The 18,355-nt window shown below is 37.1% G+C and carries 18 protein-coding genes; 6 read left to right on the top strand and 12 right to left on the bottom strand.

The window, feature by feature from the left end; all coding sequences use genetic code 11:
* The first annotated feature begins 157 nt into the window (after positions 1-157).
* The 5 genes from RGB74_RS06780 to RGB74_RS06760 all read left to right on the top strand — a co-directional run bounded on the left by RGB74_RS06780 (position 158) and on the right by RGB74_RS06760 (position 5,511).
* A complete protein-coding gene (locus RGB74_RS06780) occupies positions 158-1,639 on the top strand; it encodes a spore germination protein (protein WP_310762229.1) in 1,482 nt (493 codons plus the stop codon).
* A 25-nt stretch (positions 1,640-1,664) separates the two neighbouring features.
* Entirely contained in the window at positions 1,665-2,756 is a 1,092-nt protein-coding gene (locus tag RGB74_RS06775) for a GerAB/ArcD/ProY family transporter (RefSeq protein WP_310762228.1), read from the top strand.
* The gene (locus RGB74_RS06770; protein ID WP_310762227.1) at positions 2,753-3,838 is read left to right on the top strand and encodes a Ger(x)C family spore germination protein; all 1,086 of its coding nucleotides are present in this window, start codon (positions 2,753-2,755) and stop codon (positions 3,836-3,838) included. Before RGB74_RS06775 ends, RGB74_RS06770 begins: the two co-directional genes overlap by 4 nt.
* Before the next feature lie 111 nt (positions 3,839-3,949).
* Positions 3,950-4,459 (top strand): CBO0543 family protein, encoded by a 510-nt coding sequence (locus RGB74_RS06765; RefSeq protein WP_310762226.1) that lies wholly within the window; start codon positions 3,950-3,952, stop codon positions 4,457-4,459.
* Positions 4,460-5,004: 545 nt separating this feature from the next.
* Positions 5,005-5,511, top strand: a complete 507-nt coding sequence (locus tag RGB74_RS06760) for a hypothetical protein (RefSeq protein WP_310762225.1) — start codon at positions 5,005-5,007, stop codon at positions 5,509-5,511.
* A gap of 669 nt (positions 5,512-6,180) precedes the next feature.
* Here the strand turns inward: RGB74_RS06760 and RGB74_RS06755 are convergent.
* From RGB74_RS06755 to RGB74_RS06710, 10 genes are all read right to left on the bottom strand, one after another.
* Positions 6,181-6,930 carry an ABC transporter permease gene (locus RGB74_RS06755; RefSeq protein WP_310762224.1) on the bottom strand — a complete coding sequence of 250 codons (750 nt, stop codon included), beginning with the start codon at positions 6,928-6,930 and terminating at the stop codon, positions 6,181-6,183.
* Positions 6,931-7,692 (bottom strand): ABC transporter ATP-binding protein, encoded by a 762-nt coding sequence (locus RGB74_RS06750; protein ID WP_310762223.1) that lies wholly within the window; start codon positions 7,690-7,692, stop codon positions 6,931-6,933. It abuts the gene before it with no gap.
* Between the two features lie 169 nt (positions 7,693-7,861).
* Positions 7,862-8,203, bottom strand: a complete 342-nt coding sequence (locus RGB74_RS06745) for a DUF1048 domain-containing protein (protein WP_310762222.1) — start codon at positions 8,201-8,203, stop codon at positions 7,862-7,864.
* 71 nt (positions 8,204-8,274) lie between these two features.
* Positions 8,275-8,595: a PadR family transcriptional regulator gene (locus RGB74_RS06740; protein ID WP_310762812.1), complete on the bottom strand. Its 321-nt coding sequence runs from the start codon at positions 8,593-8,595 to the stop codon at positions 8,275-8,277.
* Between the two features lie 226 nt (positions 8,596-8,821).
* Positions 8,822-9,064, bottom strand: coding sequence for a VOC family protein (locus RGB74_RS06735; protein WP_310762221.1), 243 nt, complete (start codon positions 9,062-9,064; stop codon positions 8,822-8,824).
* A gap of 261 nt (positions 9,065-9,325) precedes the next feature.
* Complete coding sequence (gene abc-f, locus RGB74_RS06730) at positions 9,326-11,050, bottom strand: ribosomal protection-like ABC-F family protein (protein ID WP_310762220.1); 1,725 nt, start codon at positions 11,048-11,050, stop codon at positions 9,326-9,328.
* A gap of 499 nt (positions 11,051-11,549) precedes the next feature.
* Complete coding sequence (locus RGB74_RS06725; RefSeq protein WP_310762219.1) at positions 11,550-12,134, bottom strand: histidine phosphatase family protein; 585 nt, start codon at positions 12,132-12,134, stop codon at positions 11,550-11,552.
* Positions 12,135-12,391: 257 nt separating this feature from the next.
* Positions 12,392-13,384, bottom strand: a complete 993-nt coding sequence (locus tag RGB74_RS06720; protein ID WP_310762218.1) for a phosphotransferase — start codon at positions 13,382-13,384, stop codon at positions 12,392-12,394.
* Positions 13,385-13,811: 427 nt separating this feature from the next.
* Positions 13,812-14,480 carry a Type 1 glutamine amidotransferase-like domain-containing protein gene (locus RGB74_RS06715; protein WP_310762217.1) on the bottom strand — a complete coding sequence of 223 codons (669 nt, stop codon included), beginning with the start codon at positions 14,478-14,480 and terminating at the stop codon, positions 13,812-13,814.
* A gap of 282 nt (positions 14,481-14,762) precedes the next feature.
* Entirely contained in the window at positions 14,763-16,088 is a 1,326-nt protein-coding gene (locus tag RGB74_RS06710) for a GntT/GntP/DsdX family permease (protein WP_310762216.1), read from the bottom strand.
* 1,020 nt (positions 16,089-17,108) lie between these two features.
* Here RGB74_RS06710 and RGB74_RS06705 point away from each other — a divergent pair.
* Entirely contained in the window at positions 17,109-17,621 is a 513-nt protein-coding gene (locus tag RGB74_RS06705) for a hypothetical protein (protein ID WP_310762215.1), read from the top strand.
* Position 17,622: 1 nt separating this feature from the next.
* Here RGB74_RS06705 and RGB74_RS06700 read toward each other — a convergent pair whose 3' ends face one another.
* The gene (locus tag RGB74_RS06700) at positions 17,623-17,826 is read right to left on the bottom strand and encodes a hypothetical protein (RefSeq protein WP_310762214.1); all 204 of its coding nucleotides are present in this window, start codon (positions 17,824-17,826) and stop codon (positions 17,623-17,625) included.
* Positions 17,827-17,919: 93 nt separating this feature from the next.
* A complete protein-coding gene (locus RGB74_RS06695; RefSeq protein WP_310762213.1) occupies positions 17,920-18,336 on the bottom strand; it encodes a hypothetical protein in 417 nt (138 codons plus the stop codon).
* Between the last annotated feature and the right edge of the window lie 19 nt (positions 18,337-18,355).

Here is an 18,355-nt window from a genome sequence, read left to right as displayed (position 1 = left end):
AGTATTTTTAAATAAATAACAAATCGGATATTCGTTTTCTAAAAGATTGCCATTCAAAGGTAATCTTCTTTATAAAGCTTTAATAAGGAACACAATTTTAGTACAACATACTACTGAGTAAGAAGTTCTTGGTTGCTTTAGGAAGGAGTGAATCTTAATGAAATGGTTCAACAAAAAAACGAGTGAAGAACAGGAACTGACAAATCTTCTTACCAATTTTAGAAGATCAAGTGATTTCATTGAGTTCCACAATATACATTCCCCTCGCCCTTATTGGATTTTTTATTTTCATTCACTTGTTGACGCTGAAATCATCCACCGAGATGTCTTACCATTTATCAATTCATCTCAAATTGCTACATATCAAGATATTCAAGCATCCATTCCGATTGAAAATATTATCATCTCAAACAACTTAGACACCATCCAAGAAAAAATGTTAAAAGGATATATACTCATCCAATTAAATGAAAACGACCATACAGGCGCTCTCATTCATACAGAAATGAATAAAGCACGTGAAGTGACGATTCCAGAAGAAGAATTCAGTGTCGTCGGACCCAAAGAATCCTTTGTAGAATCCCTGACAACTAACTTGAATTTAATCCGAAAACGACTTCCTGTACCGCAGCTTCAGCTCAGAGAGTTTACAATCGGCACTCTTTCCAAGACAAAAGTAGTTGTTTTATTTGTTGATGGTATCGCTAATGAAGAAAATGTGAATACCGTATTACAAAGGATAGGAGAAATAAAGCACAATCAGATTTTAGATAGTTCATTTATCAGTCAGATAATCACAGATAATGATAATTCGCCCTTTCCCCAAATTATTGACACAGAACGGCCCGATCGTGCAGCTGGTGTCCTTGGAGAGGGAAGTATTGTAATTTTAGTAGATGGTTCTCCCCATGCCTTAATAGGACCAACGACATTAATCACTTTTTTCTCAGCTTTTGAAGATTATTATCTAAATTGGCAGATTGCGTCTGTATTCAGGATAATCCGTCTGTTTGCTGTAAGCTTTTCAATCCTGATTACACCGATATATGTTGCTGTTCTTAATTATCATTACGAACTTATCCCGAAAGATCTTATGGCGACTTTAGTATCATCAAGAAGTTTGATACCTTTAACACCTTTTCTTGAAGCCGTCATTTTAGAATTAACGATTGAGCTATTGAGAGAAGCTGGTGCAAGACTTCCAACAAAAGTAGGACAAACGATCGGTATCGTGGGAGGTATCGTAATCGGGACTGCATCCGTCGAGGCTGGATTAACGAGTAACGTGCTCCTTATCATTGTTGCACTCGCAGCTTTGGCATCTTTTACAACACCAGTCTACAAAATGAGTAATGCGATTCGGCTTATTCGGTTTCCCTTTCTTGTATTAGCTGAACTTTGGGGGTTATTAGGAATAGCAATCGCATTCATTTTTTTGATGACGCATCTGTTAAGATTAACGTCTTTTGGGAGACCGTATTTAGAGCCTGTTTATCCGCCTCAAGTTCGCGACTTAAAAGATTCTTTTATCCGTCTGCCCTTTTCTATGCAGTCGAAGCGTCCGCTATTTCTTCAATCCCCGAATAGCGAACGATTTGATGAGAAAAAGGCAAAAGAAAAAAAGGATATTGACGAATGATCATATCTAATAAGGAGATTAATCTATGAACGAACCGATAAGGGAACAGTTTTTAGTTTCACCTTTTCTTGCCTTTTTCATAGTACATAGTATGCAGATAGGCATTGGTGTTTTGGGTTTTCAGCGTTATGTTTCTGAATATGCGGGGCACGATGCATGGATTTCTGTCTTACTAGCCGGATTGGGAATCAACATTATCATCTGGATGATGTATAAGATGTTGAATAAAGATAAAACAGATATTGTTTCAATCCATGAGACTGCGTTCGGAAAGTGGATTGGAGGTTTTTTCTCCTTTTTGTTTATGATGTATCTTTTGTTTTTAGGTGTCATGATTCTTAGAACATTTATTGAAGTCATACAAGTTTGGATGTTTCCATTATTGAAAACCTGGCCGTTCACTCTCGTTTTTTTAATTGCCGTATATTATGTCGTTACCGGTGGGTTTCGTACAGTTGTAGGGGTATGTTTTTTAGGAGTAGTCGTTCCCTTTTATTTAATATTTACATTCCTTGCCCCGCTTGAATTTGCGAACTTTCGAAATCTATTACCCGTGTTCGACCTTTCAATTAAAGATATGGCAAAATCCATACAGACCATGACGTTGAGTTACCTAGGATTCGAACTTTTATTTATCTATTATCCCTTTATAAAAAAACCTGAGACTTCTCAAAAATGGTTTCATTTTGGCAACTTTTTTACTACTTTTTTGTATTTATATTTAATGATTATTACGCTGGTCTTCTATACGCCTGACTACTTAAAAAAAACGATATGGCCGACTTTGGCAATGTGGAAAATATTTGAGCTGCCTTTTGTGGAGCGCTTTGAATTTATAGGCATCGCTTCATGGGCAGTAGTGATACTGCCAAATATCTGTCTAACTTTTTGGGCAGCGAGCAGGGTTTCGAAAAGATTGTTTCATTTTAAACAAAAAAAGGCATTGATCGTATTTCTAGTAGTCGCGTTAATAATAGGTCCTCTGCTGAAAGACCGTACGACTATTGATTATGTTAATACCCTTCTTTCAAGGGTAGGGTTTTATTTCATTTATGTATATATCCCTTTTTTGTTTATCATTTACCATATTATGTCAAAAGCGAGGAAGAAAGCATGAAAAACATAGTAATCTTTATCGTTTTCTCAGTCATCATCATGTCTTTTGGCCGGATTGAAAAGGAAATATTGGATGATGTAGAAGTTTCGACTGCTGTTGGCTATGATTACATTGGAAAACACAAAATTGAAGCAACCGCTGTAATGCCTGTTATTAAACCTGATAAAAGTATTGAAAATATGACCCTATCCTCTACTGGTAACATAAGTAAAGAAACGCTTAATAAGATCAATCATAAATCATTTTATCCCATTGTAAACGGAAAATTAGATGTAGCCATTTATAGCAAGAAATTAGCAAAACAAGGTCTTCATGATTATATTGATACAATTCACAGGGACCCAAGCGTCGGGACCCGAATCATTTTAACGATAGTAGACGGAAATGCTAAGGAATTACTGACTGATCAATATGCCCCGGTAGATACAGGTATTTATTTGTCAAAACTGCTTGAGAATAATATGAAAAAGGGTTTGCTGCCAACGTCTAACTTACATACTTTTTTGACAGCTTATTATACAAAGGGTATCGACCCCTTCCTTCCCCTTATCAAAAAAGACGGAAAAGAGATTAAAATATCTGGTATTGCCTTGTTTAAAGATTCTCATTATGTAAAATCTATTCCTTTTGAAAATTTGTTTGTTTTTAAAGCTTTAAATGAGGATCTGAAGCTCGGAGGACGAAAAGTAACAATTAAGAGCCATGGAAAAACAGAATACGTTTCAGTTCTTGGCATAAATACGAAAAAAAAGATAACAGTACATCACCAAAAATCAAATCCGGAAATACATATTCATTTGAAAGTAACTGGGTATATAAGAGAATTCACGGGTCAGGTGCTTAATCAACAAATTATTGAAAAGACGGCAAAAGAATTGGAAAGTAAAATCGATTCTCAAGCCACATCCATGATCAAGGACTTTCAAAAGTCCAACATTGATCCAATTGGATTAGGTATGGAAGTTCGCAGCCGTACGAGGGGTTGGGATTATAAGAAGTGGAAAAAACAATATCCTAACTTAAAAGTTACAGTTAGCTCTGAAACTAATATATCAGAAATCGGAGTAGTAGATGGCAGATAACATTTACCAACAAAAATTACAAACACATGTTATAAGTATGATTTGATAGCCATTTAGGAATGATGTAAGAAACTAGATTTAATGATCTCCTTCTGTGAGGTGGATGCTCAAATGCATTTAACGATTGCAATTTTAGTTTTATTAGCAGGATTAAAGTGGGGGGATTGGAAAAACTGGCCCCTATACTACTCAACAGTTCTATATATGATTGTATTTAATCTATTATTTAACGTACTGACTTATAACTATCCAATTTGGATGTATGAAAGATCAATCTTACCGAATCATACTCTTATTGATATCCTTAACACCTTTATCCTTTTCCCTGCTACAATCTTCATTTATCTACCAAGATTTCCTGAAGGAAATAGGATGAAAAAGATTTTATATATCTTTAAATGGGTAGCCATGTACGGAATGGGGGAATATTTTTTAAAGAAGCTTGGCTATTTTTCGTATTATAATGGCTGGAATGTATTCTGGTCCCTAGGCTTTAATGTAATTATGTTTAGCATGTTGAGACTCCATTTTAAAAAACCGCTCCTAGCAATGGGCGTTTCCATATTTATTGTCCTTTTTTTCATGCTGTTTTTTCATGTGCCCATTAATAAAATGAGATAAAAATTTTACCCAAGAAAGCTTTATGGCTAATGGCATAACTTCTGCCTCATTTTTTATAGCTATTGGAGGATGTAATATGGGATTATCCATTACTATTTCTTTAACATTAATTACCCTTCTTATTTTTATATTATCGAAAAAGAAGCTGTCATTTTTAAAAAATGCCATTGTATTTATTGTGATGTCTATTCTAATTAAGAATTATCTTACATTAATAAACATGAATTTTAAATTGATCAAAATAACGTTAGATGATTCTCTTTTTATTGCATTACTTCTGTACCGGGAACTAATTATTCCCTTTTACATACTCTTGTTCATTAATAGATATTTTTTTACCAAAAAGAAATGGTTGCGCTGCTTCCTGTTTATCATTTTCGCAAGCATCATTCAGGGATTTGAAATGTTAATGGTCAATTTTCAAGTAATAACGTATGTAAATTACAGTTTAACACTTTCATTTTTAGTAAATTTCAGTTATTTAATAATCAGTATAGGATTAGCGAATTTACTTTTCATTATAGAAAAACGGGAGCCCATGAAGTATGAAAAGCGTGTATGAAAATTCATTTGACAGTAATGAATGGTTTGTCATCATAAGTCTTGTTGCTCTTTGTGCTCTAGTATGGTTCTTACCGAGAATTTTCTCCTGGTTGGAAGGGTTTTTCCATTTCACAATTGGTATTTATATCGGAATGTTCTATGATCATACAATCAGTGTAAAGCCCTGGGACTTTTATGATGTAAATGACACTTCTGCTTATCAATTTATCGATTTTTTAAGTTATATTATGTATGGCCCTTACAGCTATTTGTTTATGTATTTATACGTAAAGCTTCGTATAAAAGGTTTGATGATTATTGGATATCTTTTAATTTGGACATTTTTCTCACTAATCCTTGAATACATAAGTGTGAAAATTGGTCTGTTTCATTATGAAAAAGGTTTTAAGATGCATTGGTCAATCGTGATTTATTTATCTGCACAAATGTTGCAAATTCTACTTTTTCATATCATCCGAGCAAAAGAAAAAACAGAGAAAGTGCATTAGCAAATAGAGATGAGATTAAAAAAGACGTACAAAACTACTTCTAGTCACCACATCCATAAATAACTTTGTCTATCTATAAGAATTAGAAATGCACCAACAACTGGTGTTTCTGAACCGAAATACTATGCTGTCGTTCCATGCATATGTCTTTTTATATATGTAATCAATTACTATGGCTGCCCGACCTTTCGAGGTACTTCCATACAAATTTACATCTCAAAATAAATGGCATTTAGTATATTATTGCAGGATTTATAATACCTTATGTAAAGTTAATTCTACGTATTGTTATTAGATGTGGTTAAGGAAGGTAATAGATAGGCATTGATTCGAAACAGGAGATGAAAAGAACTACTTTGAACGTAGAAAGAAATAAAAAGTCCAGCGATAAGCAACAATTATTAAGCTAAAAAAATGTGTTCCTGATATGCTTGTGATATTGCAAATTCATTAAAACAGCCCTCAAATGTGAGGGCTATTTTTTTTCAATTCTTCACCATAAATCCTCGCGATGGGATAAGTGATCGAGCCGCCACCAATCACATCGATTTTGAGGATCCCCATGATTTCATCGATAGTTTCCCCGGCATTTAAGCAGCTTCATTGTGATAGCAAATGTATGAATCGCAGAGGCTGACTATTGATTTGGCTATTCCCATAATGGTGTACTTATCCTAACTGGCGTTTAAATTTTTTACTGGCGAAGAAGTAAGCAATGACCATGATCCCGACACACCAAGCAAGCGCGATCCAGATACCGTTTCCAACAGACCCTTCATACAAGAGGGCACGGATCGCATTCACGATTGAAGTAACAGGCTGGTTCTCAGCGAACGCACGGATAATTTTAGGCATGGTTTCGGTGGGGACAAAGGCTGAACTGATAAACGGCAGGAAAATCAACGGGTACGAGTAGGCTGTCGCACCTTCCATAGACCCCGCTGTCAATCCGGGAATAACCGCCAGCCATGTTAGAGCCAGCGTAAACAGCCCGAGTATCCCTGCTACCGCGAGCCAATCCAGGATATCAGCGTTTGAACGAAAGCCCATCAAAAACGCGACGAGGATAACCACCACGATTGTAAGCGCATTGGAAACAAGCGAGGTTAACACGTGAGCCCACAATACCGAAGAGCGCTTGATGGGCATTGTAATGAAACGCGCCATCAGTCCGCTCTTTACATCCGTAAATAGCCGCACGGATGTGTAAGCTACACCTGATGCGATAGCCATCAGCATTATTCCAGGCAATAAATAATTGACGTAGTTGTCCGTACCCGTCTCTATAGCGCCGCCAAATACGTAGACAAATAACAGCATCATCATAATCGGTGTAATCGCCACTGTGATAATCGTATCCGGGCTGCGCATGATGTTGCGCATTAAACGCCCTAGTAATACTCCTGTTTTGCTTTTCATTTATATCTCCTCCTTTTTGCCGATGATCGCGAGGAAAATTTCCTCCAAAGTCGGCTGCTTCTCGATGTACTCCACTTTAGCTGGCGGGAACATCTCTTTGAGTTCGGAAAGGGTACCGGTCGTTATGATTTTTCCGTCATGCAGGATGGCGATACGGTCCGCCAGTTGTTCAGCTTCCTCCAGGTACTGAGTCGTCAGCAAAATGGTTGTGCCGCCGCCGGCAAGCTCCTTGACGGTTTCCCAGACTTCAATCCGCGCTTCAGGGTCAAGCCCTGTCGTTGGTTCGTCGAGAAAAATGACTGCTGGCGTCCCGATCAGACTCATAGCAATGTCAAGCCGGCGCTTCATCCCACCGGAATATTTGTCCGCCCGGTGGTTGGCCGCATCTGTCAGGCTGAATCTTGCAAGCAGATTGTCAGCAATTTGAGCAGGATTGGAAACTCCCCGCAACTTGGCAATCATCATCAGGTTTTCCCACCCAGTGAGCATGCCGTCTAAAGCTGCGAACTGCCCTGTCAGGCTGATACTCTGACGAACATGATCCGCTTGACGGCGGACATCAAAACCGCAAATACCTACTTCGCCGCCATCTGCCTTCATAAGCGTCGAGAGGATGTTGACCGTCGTCGTCTTGCCCGCTCCATTTGAACCCAGAAGTGCGAAAATTTCGCCACTTCGCACCTCAAAATCCACCCCCTTTATGACTTCCTTGTCATTGAAGGATTTTTTTAACCCTTTTACAGAAATCATTGCATTGCTCATAATTTTTTCCTCCTTATAAAAACACCATGTGTGAACCAAGTTTGGCTGCACTCTACTATTAAGTCTTACTGATAATAAGTGTCACTTAGTACTAGATAAAAATAGAACTGAATAGTTAAGATGTGATCATTTTTTTATCCAGCTATTCAGTCGGTAGTATCTGTTGAAATTATTTCTTTCCTAATTCCTTCATGATACTCTGATTTAAATCTTCTCGATACTTAGCGAAATAGGTCTTGGCGTTTGCCACTAGTTCGTCGGCAAAAGACGCAACATCGTCCCCAGTGATTTCCAGCACTTGCCTGCCTTCCGCAGCACCGGCTTCAAACAAATCGATTAATTCATACTGCATGTGCAGCATATCCATCCCGTTGCCCGCTGAGAAGTTCCACATGTAATTTTGTATCTTTTTAAATACAAACTGATAATCTTCTGGAAGAGCTTCAACCCGTGCCATCATCATTTTGTACTCTTTTTTATCACCTATCATTTTTTTGATCCATTCCAACATGTTATTTTCCTCCTTATTTATCATTTCGAACAAGAACTTGTTAAAAATATTGGACGGAATATCTTATGAAACTATTGTGACTTCAAGACGTTGATTTTTGATGATAAAAAATTCCATTTTATCCAAAACAATTCAAGTTCCTGCCTGCCATCCTCATTCAGTGAGTAAAACTTACGAGGTGGTCCCATATCTGATGGTTTCTTGACTATATTTACCAATTTCTTCTTTTCCAATCGCACGAGTATGGTGTAGACCGTACCCTCCACGACTTCAGTAAACCCTAGCTCATTCAGGCGTCTTGTGATTTCGTAGCCATAGGTTTCATGGCGACTGATGATTTCCAGCACGCAGCCTTCCAGTGATCCCTTCAGCATTTCAGTTAAATTTTCGATATCAAATGCCCCTCTCTATTTAGTCTGACTTATAACCAGTATCACTTAGTACCAAAGAAAAATTTTACTTAATAGCTTTTGAAACTCACGCTATTAAGTAATGCTTATTACATGTATATTCTATTACCGAGTAGCAGAAGTGTCAACTATTTTTCATAAAAATATTTTTGCACCAACCTAATGGTGTCGGTATACAGTATGTATTACATAAAATTTATTTAATTTGCTACGACAACTCTAAAATAATTCCTTCTCGCCCACGGCAGTAGCATAACTTATATCTTTCTTCATAGTGTTGTATCTCACTAAAGATTTCAACTCCTTTCTTTTTCAATTTGGCAACACCGGCTTCAATATCTTCAACAGCAAATGCAATATATCGGATACCCAGGGAATTTGCAAAAGGTTGCTGAATACCTTTTTCATATGAAGGCGTATAAAATTTGATTAGATATATCCATGCTATCATTTTCGTCTAAATTGGTAAGTCTTTTAACAAGTGAATCAGCATACTAAAACGCAGCGTGACAGAAATTATTGTCATTTTGCTGAAACCTATGCGAATCGGAGTACTAATTCTAATATAAAAACCCGATAAACATTGATATATAAACAAAAAGAGGCTAGCTAATTGATATGCGAATTAGCTAGCTATTTGCATTACTTTTTTCTGTTTTGTACTCCAAAAGAGAACCTGTTAGATCCAAATAGCACCTCTAAAACTTTTCTATTAATTTTTTTGCATCAGTTCTTTTTTTCTAGCCATATAATCTTTTAAATCCTGATCCATTTTAACGTATTCGTCTGTTCCTGTTTTGCAATAACTGATTTTTCCTAATAGCTCTGTAATCTTTGTTTCAATCAATACGAGTTCTTCTTCCCTGCTTTGATCAGGTTTCATAGACTGCTTGATTTTCTTCTCTTCGTATTCTCTTAATCCCATTTCCAGCCGTTTGATTTGCTTGTTTTCTATAACTAATAATTTATCGCAAAGCTTTTCAACGAAAAAGCGGTCATGTGACACAATGATCAAAGTTCCGGTAAACTCATTCAACGTCACTTCAAGCTGTTCGCGGCTCGAGAGATCGAGATGATTTGTCGGTTCATCCAAAATGAGAACATCATACTCTTGTAGAATCATCTGCACAAGCTTTACTCGGGTACGCTCGCCGAGACTTAGGTGGGAGATCGGTTTTGAGAGCTTTTCATCCTCGATCCCCATATTTGCAAAAATCGTCCGAGCCTTCGTGATCTGCACACCAAGATCCAACCATTCATAAACTGTTTTTTCTTCCAGCAGATCGCAAACATCTTGAGAAAGATACGCCATTTTCATCGATTCACTTTTCCAAATTGAACCTTTCGTTATAGGTTCCAGTTCAAGTAGCATCTGAATAAATGTCGTCTTCCCTGCTCCATTAGGTCCTAGCAAAGCCAGTCTTTCACCGTGTTTCACATAAAAATGACTTTTCTCAAACAGTAGATTCTCGCCAAACTGCTTCGTCAATCCCTTAGCTTCCACAAGTCTTTTTCCTCTTTTGCCTGAGTAATCAAACTGAAAGTAAACATCGGTCTCTTCTTTCGGCTTTTCAATACCTTTTTTCTCCAACTCCAAATTCAAGCGTTTCAGTTTAGATTTCACTTGGTTATCCTTTTTCTTCGCCTTCATCCGTTCGAACTCTTTAAGCCCAAGCTGGCGGTTTTCGGATATTGAACCACCTTTTCCGGCTTGCCGATGAGCTTTTTCTGACCAATTCCGTAAGTTGTTTACTTGCTGATGGATCATCTCGACCTTTCGCTGCTGCTTGTTATAATCACACAGCTGCTGATCGTATCTCCTTTGTTTCTCTGTTCTATAGGCCGAGTAGTTGCCTTCATAGATAGTGAGTTTACCTTCCTCCAGCTCAAAAATCTTCGTAACCGTTTTGTCCAAAAAGTACCGGTCATGCGAGATAATGATCGCAGCTCCTTCATAGTTCTTTACTTCATGAATCAGCCACTGAATGCCTTGGAGATCCAGATGATTTGTCGGTTCATCCAATATTAAAAATTCCGGCTGATTGGCCCAAATCTTTGCAAGAGATAACTTCAGCCTCTCACCGCCGCTAAGATGTTGAATTCTTTCCGAGTCAATCACTTCTTTATGAAGACCTAATTGTTTACTCGCCGCAAAAAGCTTTTCCCCGGCTTCCATGATTTCATCGTCAACATTAAGATGAACATCCGTCGATTGCGGTAAATATCCGATATTTAAGTTTGATGGCCACGTGGAAATCGATCCTTGATCTGACTCTTTATGTCCAGTGAGAATATTGATTAACGTTGTTTTTCCTGATCCATTCCATCCGACTAGGCCGATCTTTTCACCTTGCCGGATTTCAAAATTGATATCTTTTAATATTTCGCGTTCCCCAAATTTCTTTTGCAGTTTTTTAACTTGTATAACGGTAGTCATACCGCTTCACCCTCTTTGTTTTGTGATGATAAGGGAGGTTCATGTACAATAAAAAACCTCCCTAGGAGACCCTAGAGAGGTTGTCATTTATCGATAAACTGCATTTTTAACAAGTATCCAAAATAAACACAGCAACAGAATTTCTGTGTGGATGGGCTTCTTCTTGGATGGTACTTGTTTTGCTAAAATGGGCAGATTTATCCTATTCTCAAGGTCTCATTTTTGAGTTTTCCTTAGAAAATAAGATTTTTCCACATCAGCGTAGTACCGTTCCTTTCCCATTCGACTTCTTACAGTTATAGTATATTAACGACTTTCTGAAATGTCAATTGCATCCAACAGAAGTAAGTTTAAAAAGCTGTTTTTGCAATCATGGTTGCTATTGAAAGTGTTGATTTTCGCTATATGATGATTACCACAGCGTGCGGTGAGCCCTCGGTGGAAAATGGGATAAAATTCTTGGCGTATGTTTGCTCGTGCGATCCACTGATAATTTATATTAGTTAACACCAATATTTACACTCCATGTTCTTTGAACGTTCACTAATTCCTGTCCTTTAAAATCCATTCTATAAATATCAGGTTTTGATGTGCTATATAAAAAATCTAAATCATAGGTGCTATCGAAATATCTCATCATCAAGGTCATAACAGCTCCATGAGTTCCTATCACTACTTTTTTATCTCTAAAAGTAACTAATAATTCTTTCAAAACTCTTATAGCTCTTTTTTGACAATCAGTATTTGATTCTCCTCCTTTTAAAACAAAATTTGAATTTGAAAATGACTTTTCCAAAATGGGGACCATTTCCTTATCTGCTAATCTATTGTCTTCAGAAGAAAATACTCTTTCTTTTAAATTCTCAAAGACTAAAACTTCTTGCCCTATTTGTTTTGCTATCTTTTCAACAGTTAATATTGAACGTAAGTATGGGCTTGAAACAACTGCATCCATTTTTTCATCTTTCAAAATGTCCGCTACTCGTTGAGCATCTAAATTACCTTTTTGAGTTAACCCTCTCGTTCTTTCATTTCCTTCTTTTGGCGACTCACCGTGTCTCACCATATAAATAACTGTACTCAATATATTTTTCTCCTCTTCAACTCTACTGACCGAGTGTTCAATAAATTAATAAGAAAGAGGGTTAATCCCCCTAAGATTAACGCAAACCTTAATTTAATAATTACTTAATATGTAAGCCTCCTTTCAAAATATAATCCAAGGAGGATTCCTAGCATCCTTATTGTAGAAAGCTATTTGTGGCGTATGTATAAATAGAGGCATAATCATTTTCAGATTATCGCCCCAATTACTTGAGTAATAGTTAAAGTACATTTACTCTAACTGAGAGAAGCAAGAGCTACATCTACTTCTTTATTAGGTTCGAATTGCCTCATCAATAGGTACAATCCTATCTCTCGCTCTTCCTTCATTCCCTTATTTTCGAACATTTCATCTGCAGTGACCGCTATGTCCGCCAAAATACGTTCGTTTCGATAATAGGAAATTAGCTCGAAGTTAGGTATTAATTTTCCATAAGCACTATAAAATGCATCGATATCAGGATTTTTGAACCGATGCCCCCCACCTATAAACATTAAATCTCGTTCTTTCGGAGCTAATATCGGACTATCCCAATCCACAATTATTAAATTGCCTTCCTCATCAATCACTGTATTTCCAGGATGTAAATCAGCATGACATAAAACAAAATTAAATGTTTCTGTTCTTACTTTTCTTCCAATTTGATCTGTGTTGTGAATTAATTGTTGAATTTCGTTGCGTTTTTCATTCCAAAAGTCAGCTAATTTTGCTGATTCCGGATCGTTAAATGTAGTATTTTTCATTTTTACATCGTATTCCTTTACACGTTCGCACGAAATAGATTTGAAACTTTCTCTAGGTAAAGATTGATGTAGATCCTCAGGTAATGAAACAGCATGAATTTTACTCAAACTTTCTCCAAAAGAACTCCATTGAAAACTCGAAAATTCTACTTTATATCCATCGTAGCTCTGTACAAACGGATAAAGAACCCAAGTAAAACCATTCTCTGAGAACCATAGCTCTTCTTTTTTATTTACAATCGGAGGTATTACAGCATCAATCCCATGTGAATACAAATAAAATGGAACTTGAATGCCTTGCTTTGTAACCTCATTTCTATTCAGTTTTAGAAAATAAGTTTGATTTGAATGATCAATTATTCGATAAATACTTGCGCTTGGGTCGTTTCCAAGAGGTAAATTTTCAATGATTTTTGAATTTATACCAAAATGTAATTCCAAGACATTGGATATCTGATCTTTTTTTAATTGATGATTGACCCTCATAAATCTCAACCTTTCGTTCATTTTATGATGTGTGTCAAAAGAACATATCAATTACTTAAAATAAAGTTATGTACAGTCATTTAATCAATTTCCTTATAAATGTTTTAGTACAAGCAGAGAATTTTCTCGACATAATTCTTCGTTTCATCATGCTATATTACTTCTGTGTGAATGGTTTCCTGTTTTGTGTCATTTTTATAGAATTACTATTTTCAACAAATATCTTAATATCCTTTATTCATCAATTCTGCTCGTTTGTTCAATAAGTTCAATAAAAAAGTGCACTTCTCCTTCTTAAAGAAATGCACCCGTTAAATTAAGTGAAACCCTTCACAATATATTGACAAGAAACCTATACAATCCTCTCTAAATTGCACCACAATGAATCTTCCCTAGGTCTTTTGATATTTTTAGCAAAGAAGTGATATCAGGGCGAAAACAGTTTCCAATGCCCTTCGGAAACGACTTCAGCCGCTCCGTCAATCACTTTGATGGCGGTTTCATCGTCAATGGCATACGCGGGTCCCTGTATCTCGGTGGCCCATTTCTCTGCGGCAGCCATGGTGTTGTGCGGCAGCATCTCGTGATCCAAGTGTGGAAACATTGCAAAATCGACCAGTCCCAGCGTTTCATCGCCACCATTTGGTGGAGTCCAGCCAACGAAGAATTCGCCGATGTTAGGTGCCATCACCATACTCCCGGCACTCAGTCCCACATAAACTGAACGCAGCGACGGCAAGAGGTCTGCCAGTCCGGACTGCCGCATCCAGTGGCACAGGTAGAGGGCGTCGCCACCCGCCACCAGCAGGACGTCCGCCTCCCGGACTAGCGGCACCCAGCGGTCTTCGTCGATGCTTGGCAGCGCTGTGAGCTCCAGTACGCCGACCGACTTCCAGCCGAGGTCGACCATGGGATTCTTGGAATTCCCGCTAATGAATTGCCAAGCTTTGACGCCGGGGCCGACCCAGGGGTGACCGTACATCGCGGTGGGGATGCACAAGGCATTTGAATCAGCAATCGGCTTGTCCAACATGTCTACCAGCGCGTCGTGTATGCTTTTGTTATTGACGCCTGCAGATGTGAGCAGAAATTTCATAACTTCACTCCTTATCTTTGTGCGGTAATGTCAAATTTTCCATACTTCTAAGACAGCAACTTTTAACACAATTCCTCACATTTAATTCAATTTATAAGGGCATTTTTCCTTCTTAAAGAAATGCACTGATGTTCAATATGTATAACGTTTCACTTGTCCTTCCACCGTATAAAAATCAGAATCACGATTTGGTGCATATTGATTTAAAAAATCCTGTGCCTCCAAAGCTTCACAATAAATATCAAGCCTTAATCTACAATCCTACTGGGGTGTTTATAATTTTCATATAAATACATTAAGCACCAAGGCACATGCAAATGCGGTTATAGAAAGAATGGTTTCGAGCACGCTCAACGTTTTGAAGGTTTCCGAAACGGTTAATCCAAGATATTCTTTTACCATCCAAAAGCCTGGATCGTTTACATGCGAAAACATCATTGATCCTGCAGCTGTTGCTATAACTAGCAATTCCAGATTGACACCGGACATATGCTCAATGATTGGAGAAACAATACCGGCTGCTGTTGTTAAGGCGACCGTTGCTGATCCTGTTGCAATTCGAATTAAGCATGCAATGACAAAGGCCATCACGAGCGGAGACAGAGATAGATTTTCAGACATGCTGCCCATTGTATCACCGACACCGCTATCGATCAGTATCTGTTTAAATCCGCCGCCTGCACCGATTATTAAAACGATTGAACCTACTGGCAGCAAGCTATCCTCTGTGAATTTTTTAATAAGGTCTCTATCCATCCCTTTACGAAATCCAAGAAAATAGTAGGCTGCAAATACGGCAATTAATAGTGCAATTACCGGGTCTCCTATAAGTGCAAAGATTTTCTGCAAGCTTTCTGGAAGCTGTACATATAGTGCTAATGAGGTAAGGATCATAAGAATGACTGGTAGTAAAATAATAAAGAATGACACCCTTGAGCTTGGCAGTTCTTTTACTTCCGTATCAATTCGGATTAATTCCGGTTCATTTTCAGGTACAACGCGTTTGTACACCCATTTTGCAAACAATGGACCGGCAATAACTGCAGCAAGTAATGCTATTACGAGAGAGTAAAGAAGAACCTTACCAAGATTGGCATCATATATGCTGATAGCAGCAAGTGCGCCAGGACGCGGTGGAACAAGACCGTCTACAATCGAAAGACTTGCAATAACCGGAAGAGCAACCAATAAAATATTTTGCTTCGTTGTTTTATGTAACGAAATAACTAAAGGCAATAAAATTAAAATACCTACTTCAAAAAAAACAGGAATCCCAATGATAAAACCTGAAAGCATCATCGCCCACGGCAAGCGCTTTTCACCAAAAATCCTTACAAAAAAATGGCCGATCTGCAGTCCGGCTCCTGATTCGGAAAGCATTTTTCCTAGAATTGTACCTAACGCCAAAATCCCGACCAAATGACCTAAGACTTCTCCTATACCATTTTCGTAAGCGGTTACAATTTTGTCTAAAGTTAATCCAGCCATCAGACCCAAAAATAAACTGGCTATTGTTAAACTGATAAAAGCATGCCATTTCAGCCAGGATACGGTAGTGATAACTATGCCGATAGCCGCTACTGTGACAATCAGTAAATAAATATCCATCGTTGATCACTCCACCCTTCCTTCTATATACACAGTAACCATTTTTAAGTGCTAAATTAAGTTTTTCACAAATTAATTGCATCAAATACAGCAATCAATAAGTAATCTATACCGGTGATCAATACAATCACTAACCCAATCACAATAAAACCTACAAAAAGCCTTTTACAGAAGAGAAAACATCTAATAGTAAATTACTTATCATATTCATAACCTTAGCCATTAATGTTCACCTCAATATTTAATACATAATTTAACATTATTCAATTAATCCTAACATACCTCTAAAATTAAAAAAGAGTACATTTCTCCATTTTAAGAAATGCACCAGATTCTTATATAAGACTAAGTCATTTTGTATTAGCAAAATCAATATCAGAGCTGGTTAAAAATCAATCCGATAAAGTTTAAAAGACAATGGAATCTTTTTGGGTTGCCAAAGTTCATCATACGTTTCCTTTTGTTTTCTTTAGATCCTGTGTATTTTAGAAACTTTATGTATAAAATAATGTTCATATAAAATAAAGATGGTGACTAAATGAAAACATTGTGGCTTTTTCTTATGTTAGCAATATTATCCTTTATTTCTTTGTACATATTGATGAAGAAAATGAACGTTACTAACGTCTTGGGATGTTATTTTTTCTCAAATATTCTTATTACAAATACAGGTGTAATCATTAATTTAAATTTAAAACTTACAAAGCAAGATCCAACAAGTCAATTCATTTTTTGGATACAAAAAGTTCCAGAGTTTTCACTTAAGCCAGCATTACTTTTATGGTTAATTTATATTTTGTTCTCTAAGAGAACTATTTTCAGTAAACTTATTTATCTCTTTATCTTCTTAACAGCGCTTGTTTCAAGTGAAATATATTTCGTTCATATTGGATATTTGAAATGGGTTAATTGGAATGTATTTTATTCATATTCCAGATATAGTCTAATTATTTTCTTATTGGCTATTTACTCCTTTTATTTAGAAAAGCTTATTTATAAAAATAAAGAGGTGAATACGATATGATTTTACCTCTTCCTGAGAAATTTGATGCAAATGAAATATTTATTATCATTTCCACAGTGCTTTCTTGGACCATTATGTTTATTTTACCTAAACGCTTGTCTATTGTTACCATAATTATTATTTGGACATTTAATGTCTTCCTTGCTTTGGTGGCTGATATTACCATTAGTGTAAAACCAAATGATTTTTACTTTACGGTCGACCATAAAACGCATGAATTATTTGATGTAATATTACACTTTGCAACTTACCCCACTCTTCCTTACTTTGTAGTAAATATTTATCAACAATACAAACCCAAAGGCCTAAGGAATCTATCTTATATTATTTTTTGGGCAGGGGTAGCGATTTCTATAGAATGGATTTCAGTGAAATTTCATGTTTTTACGTATACAGGCTGGAAATTATATTTATCTTTTTTCGTATATTTAGTTGTATTTGCCGCTAATATTTGGCTTTCGAACATTATTGAAAAGAAACACCCTTACAAAAGGACTTCAACTAGTTGATTCAATTAAATTTAGCACTGTGCCACTGTGCCGGTCTTTTCTTGAACTCTGGAAAATCCTGAAAGGGAAGAGTATAAAGGTGCCATCCGATTCCTCGGTGCAGGCATCCGAGCTGACCGGAAACCTTCAATAACTTTTCAAGCTCTTCCATTTTTCCAAAAGCAGTCCATGGCTCTAAATAATACGTTCGGAATTCATTGGTCATGTCCAGCCAGTCCTCATCATCCTCAATCAGCTCATAGAGGGAATTCCAGAAAATACGAGTGCTGAAGAATGGATGTGTGACAGAAGCATCTCCCTAATCAATAAAAACAGATTTCCCTTCTCGATCATAGATATTAGCCGTGTGTAAATCTCCATGATCAAGTGATGGCGGTATCAATCCCTCCATCAAATCGCACATTCCCACCAATTCTGACCTCAATTTAATAATGGTCTTAGTTTCTTCTACACTAAGCCCCGTCTGGCACATCTCTTCTTGTTGGTTAATCTGTTTCTTCAGGACAAAAATTCTCCTGTCAGGAACACCAAGATCAATAAGCTCTTGTATGTGCTTTACTTCCTTCACCTGCAGTTCGGCATATTCCCTAAGAGCTCTCTGCCAAACTTTCTTGTCTCTCTTTTGTCTTAATAGAGTTCCTGATATCTCCTTCATCGATATCAGTCGTTTTTCTTGGCTGATATAATGATAAATGGGCGCTGAGCGGACTTTCATACGCCCATGCCTTCCCTGT

This window comes from Bacillus sp. NEB1478 (assembly GCF_031582965.1).
GTDB lineage: Bacteria > Bacillota > Bacilli > Bacillales > Fictibacillaceae > Fictibacillus.
This window is presented reverse-complemented; position numbering and strand designations above follow the sequence as displayed.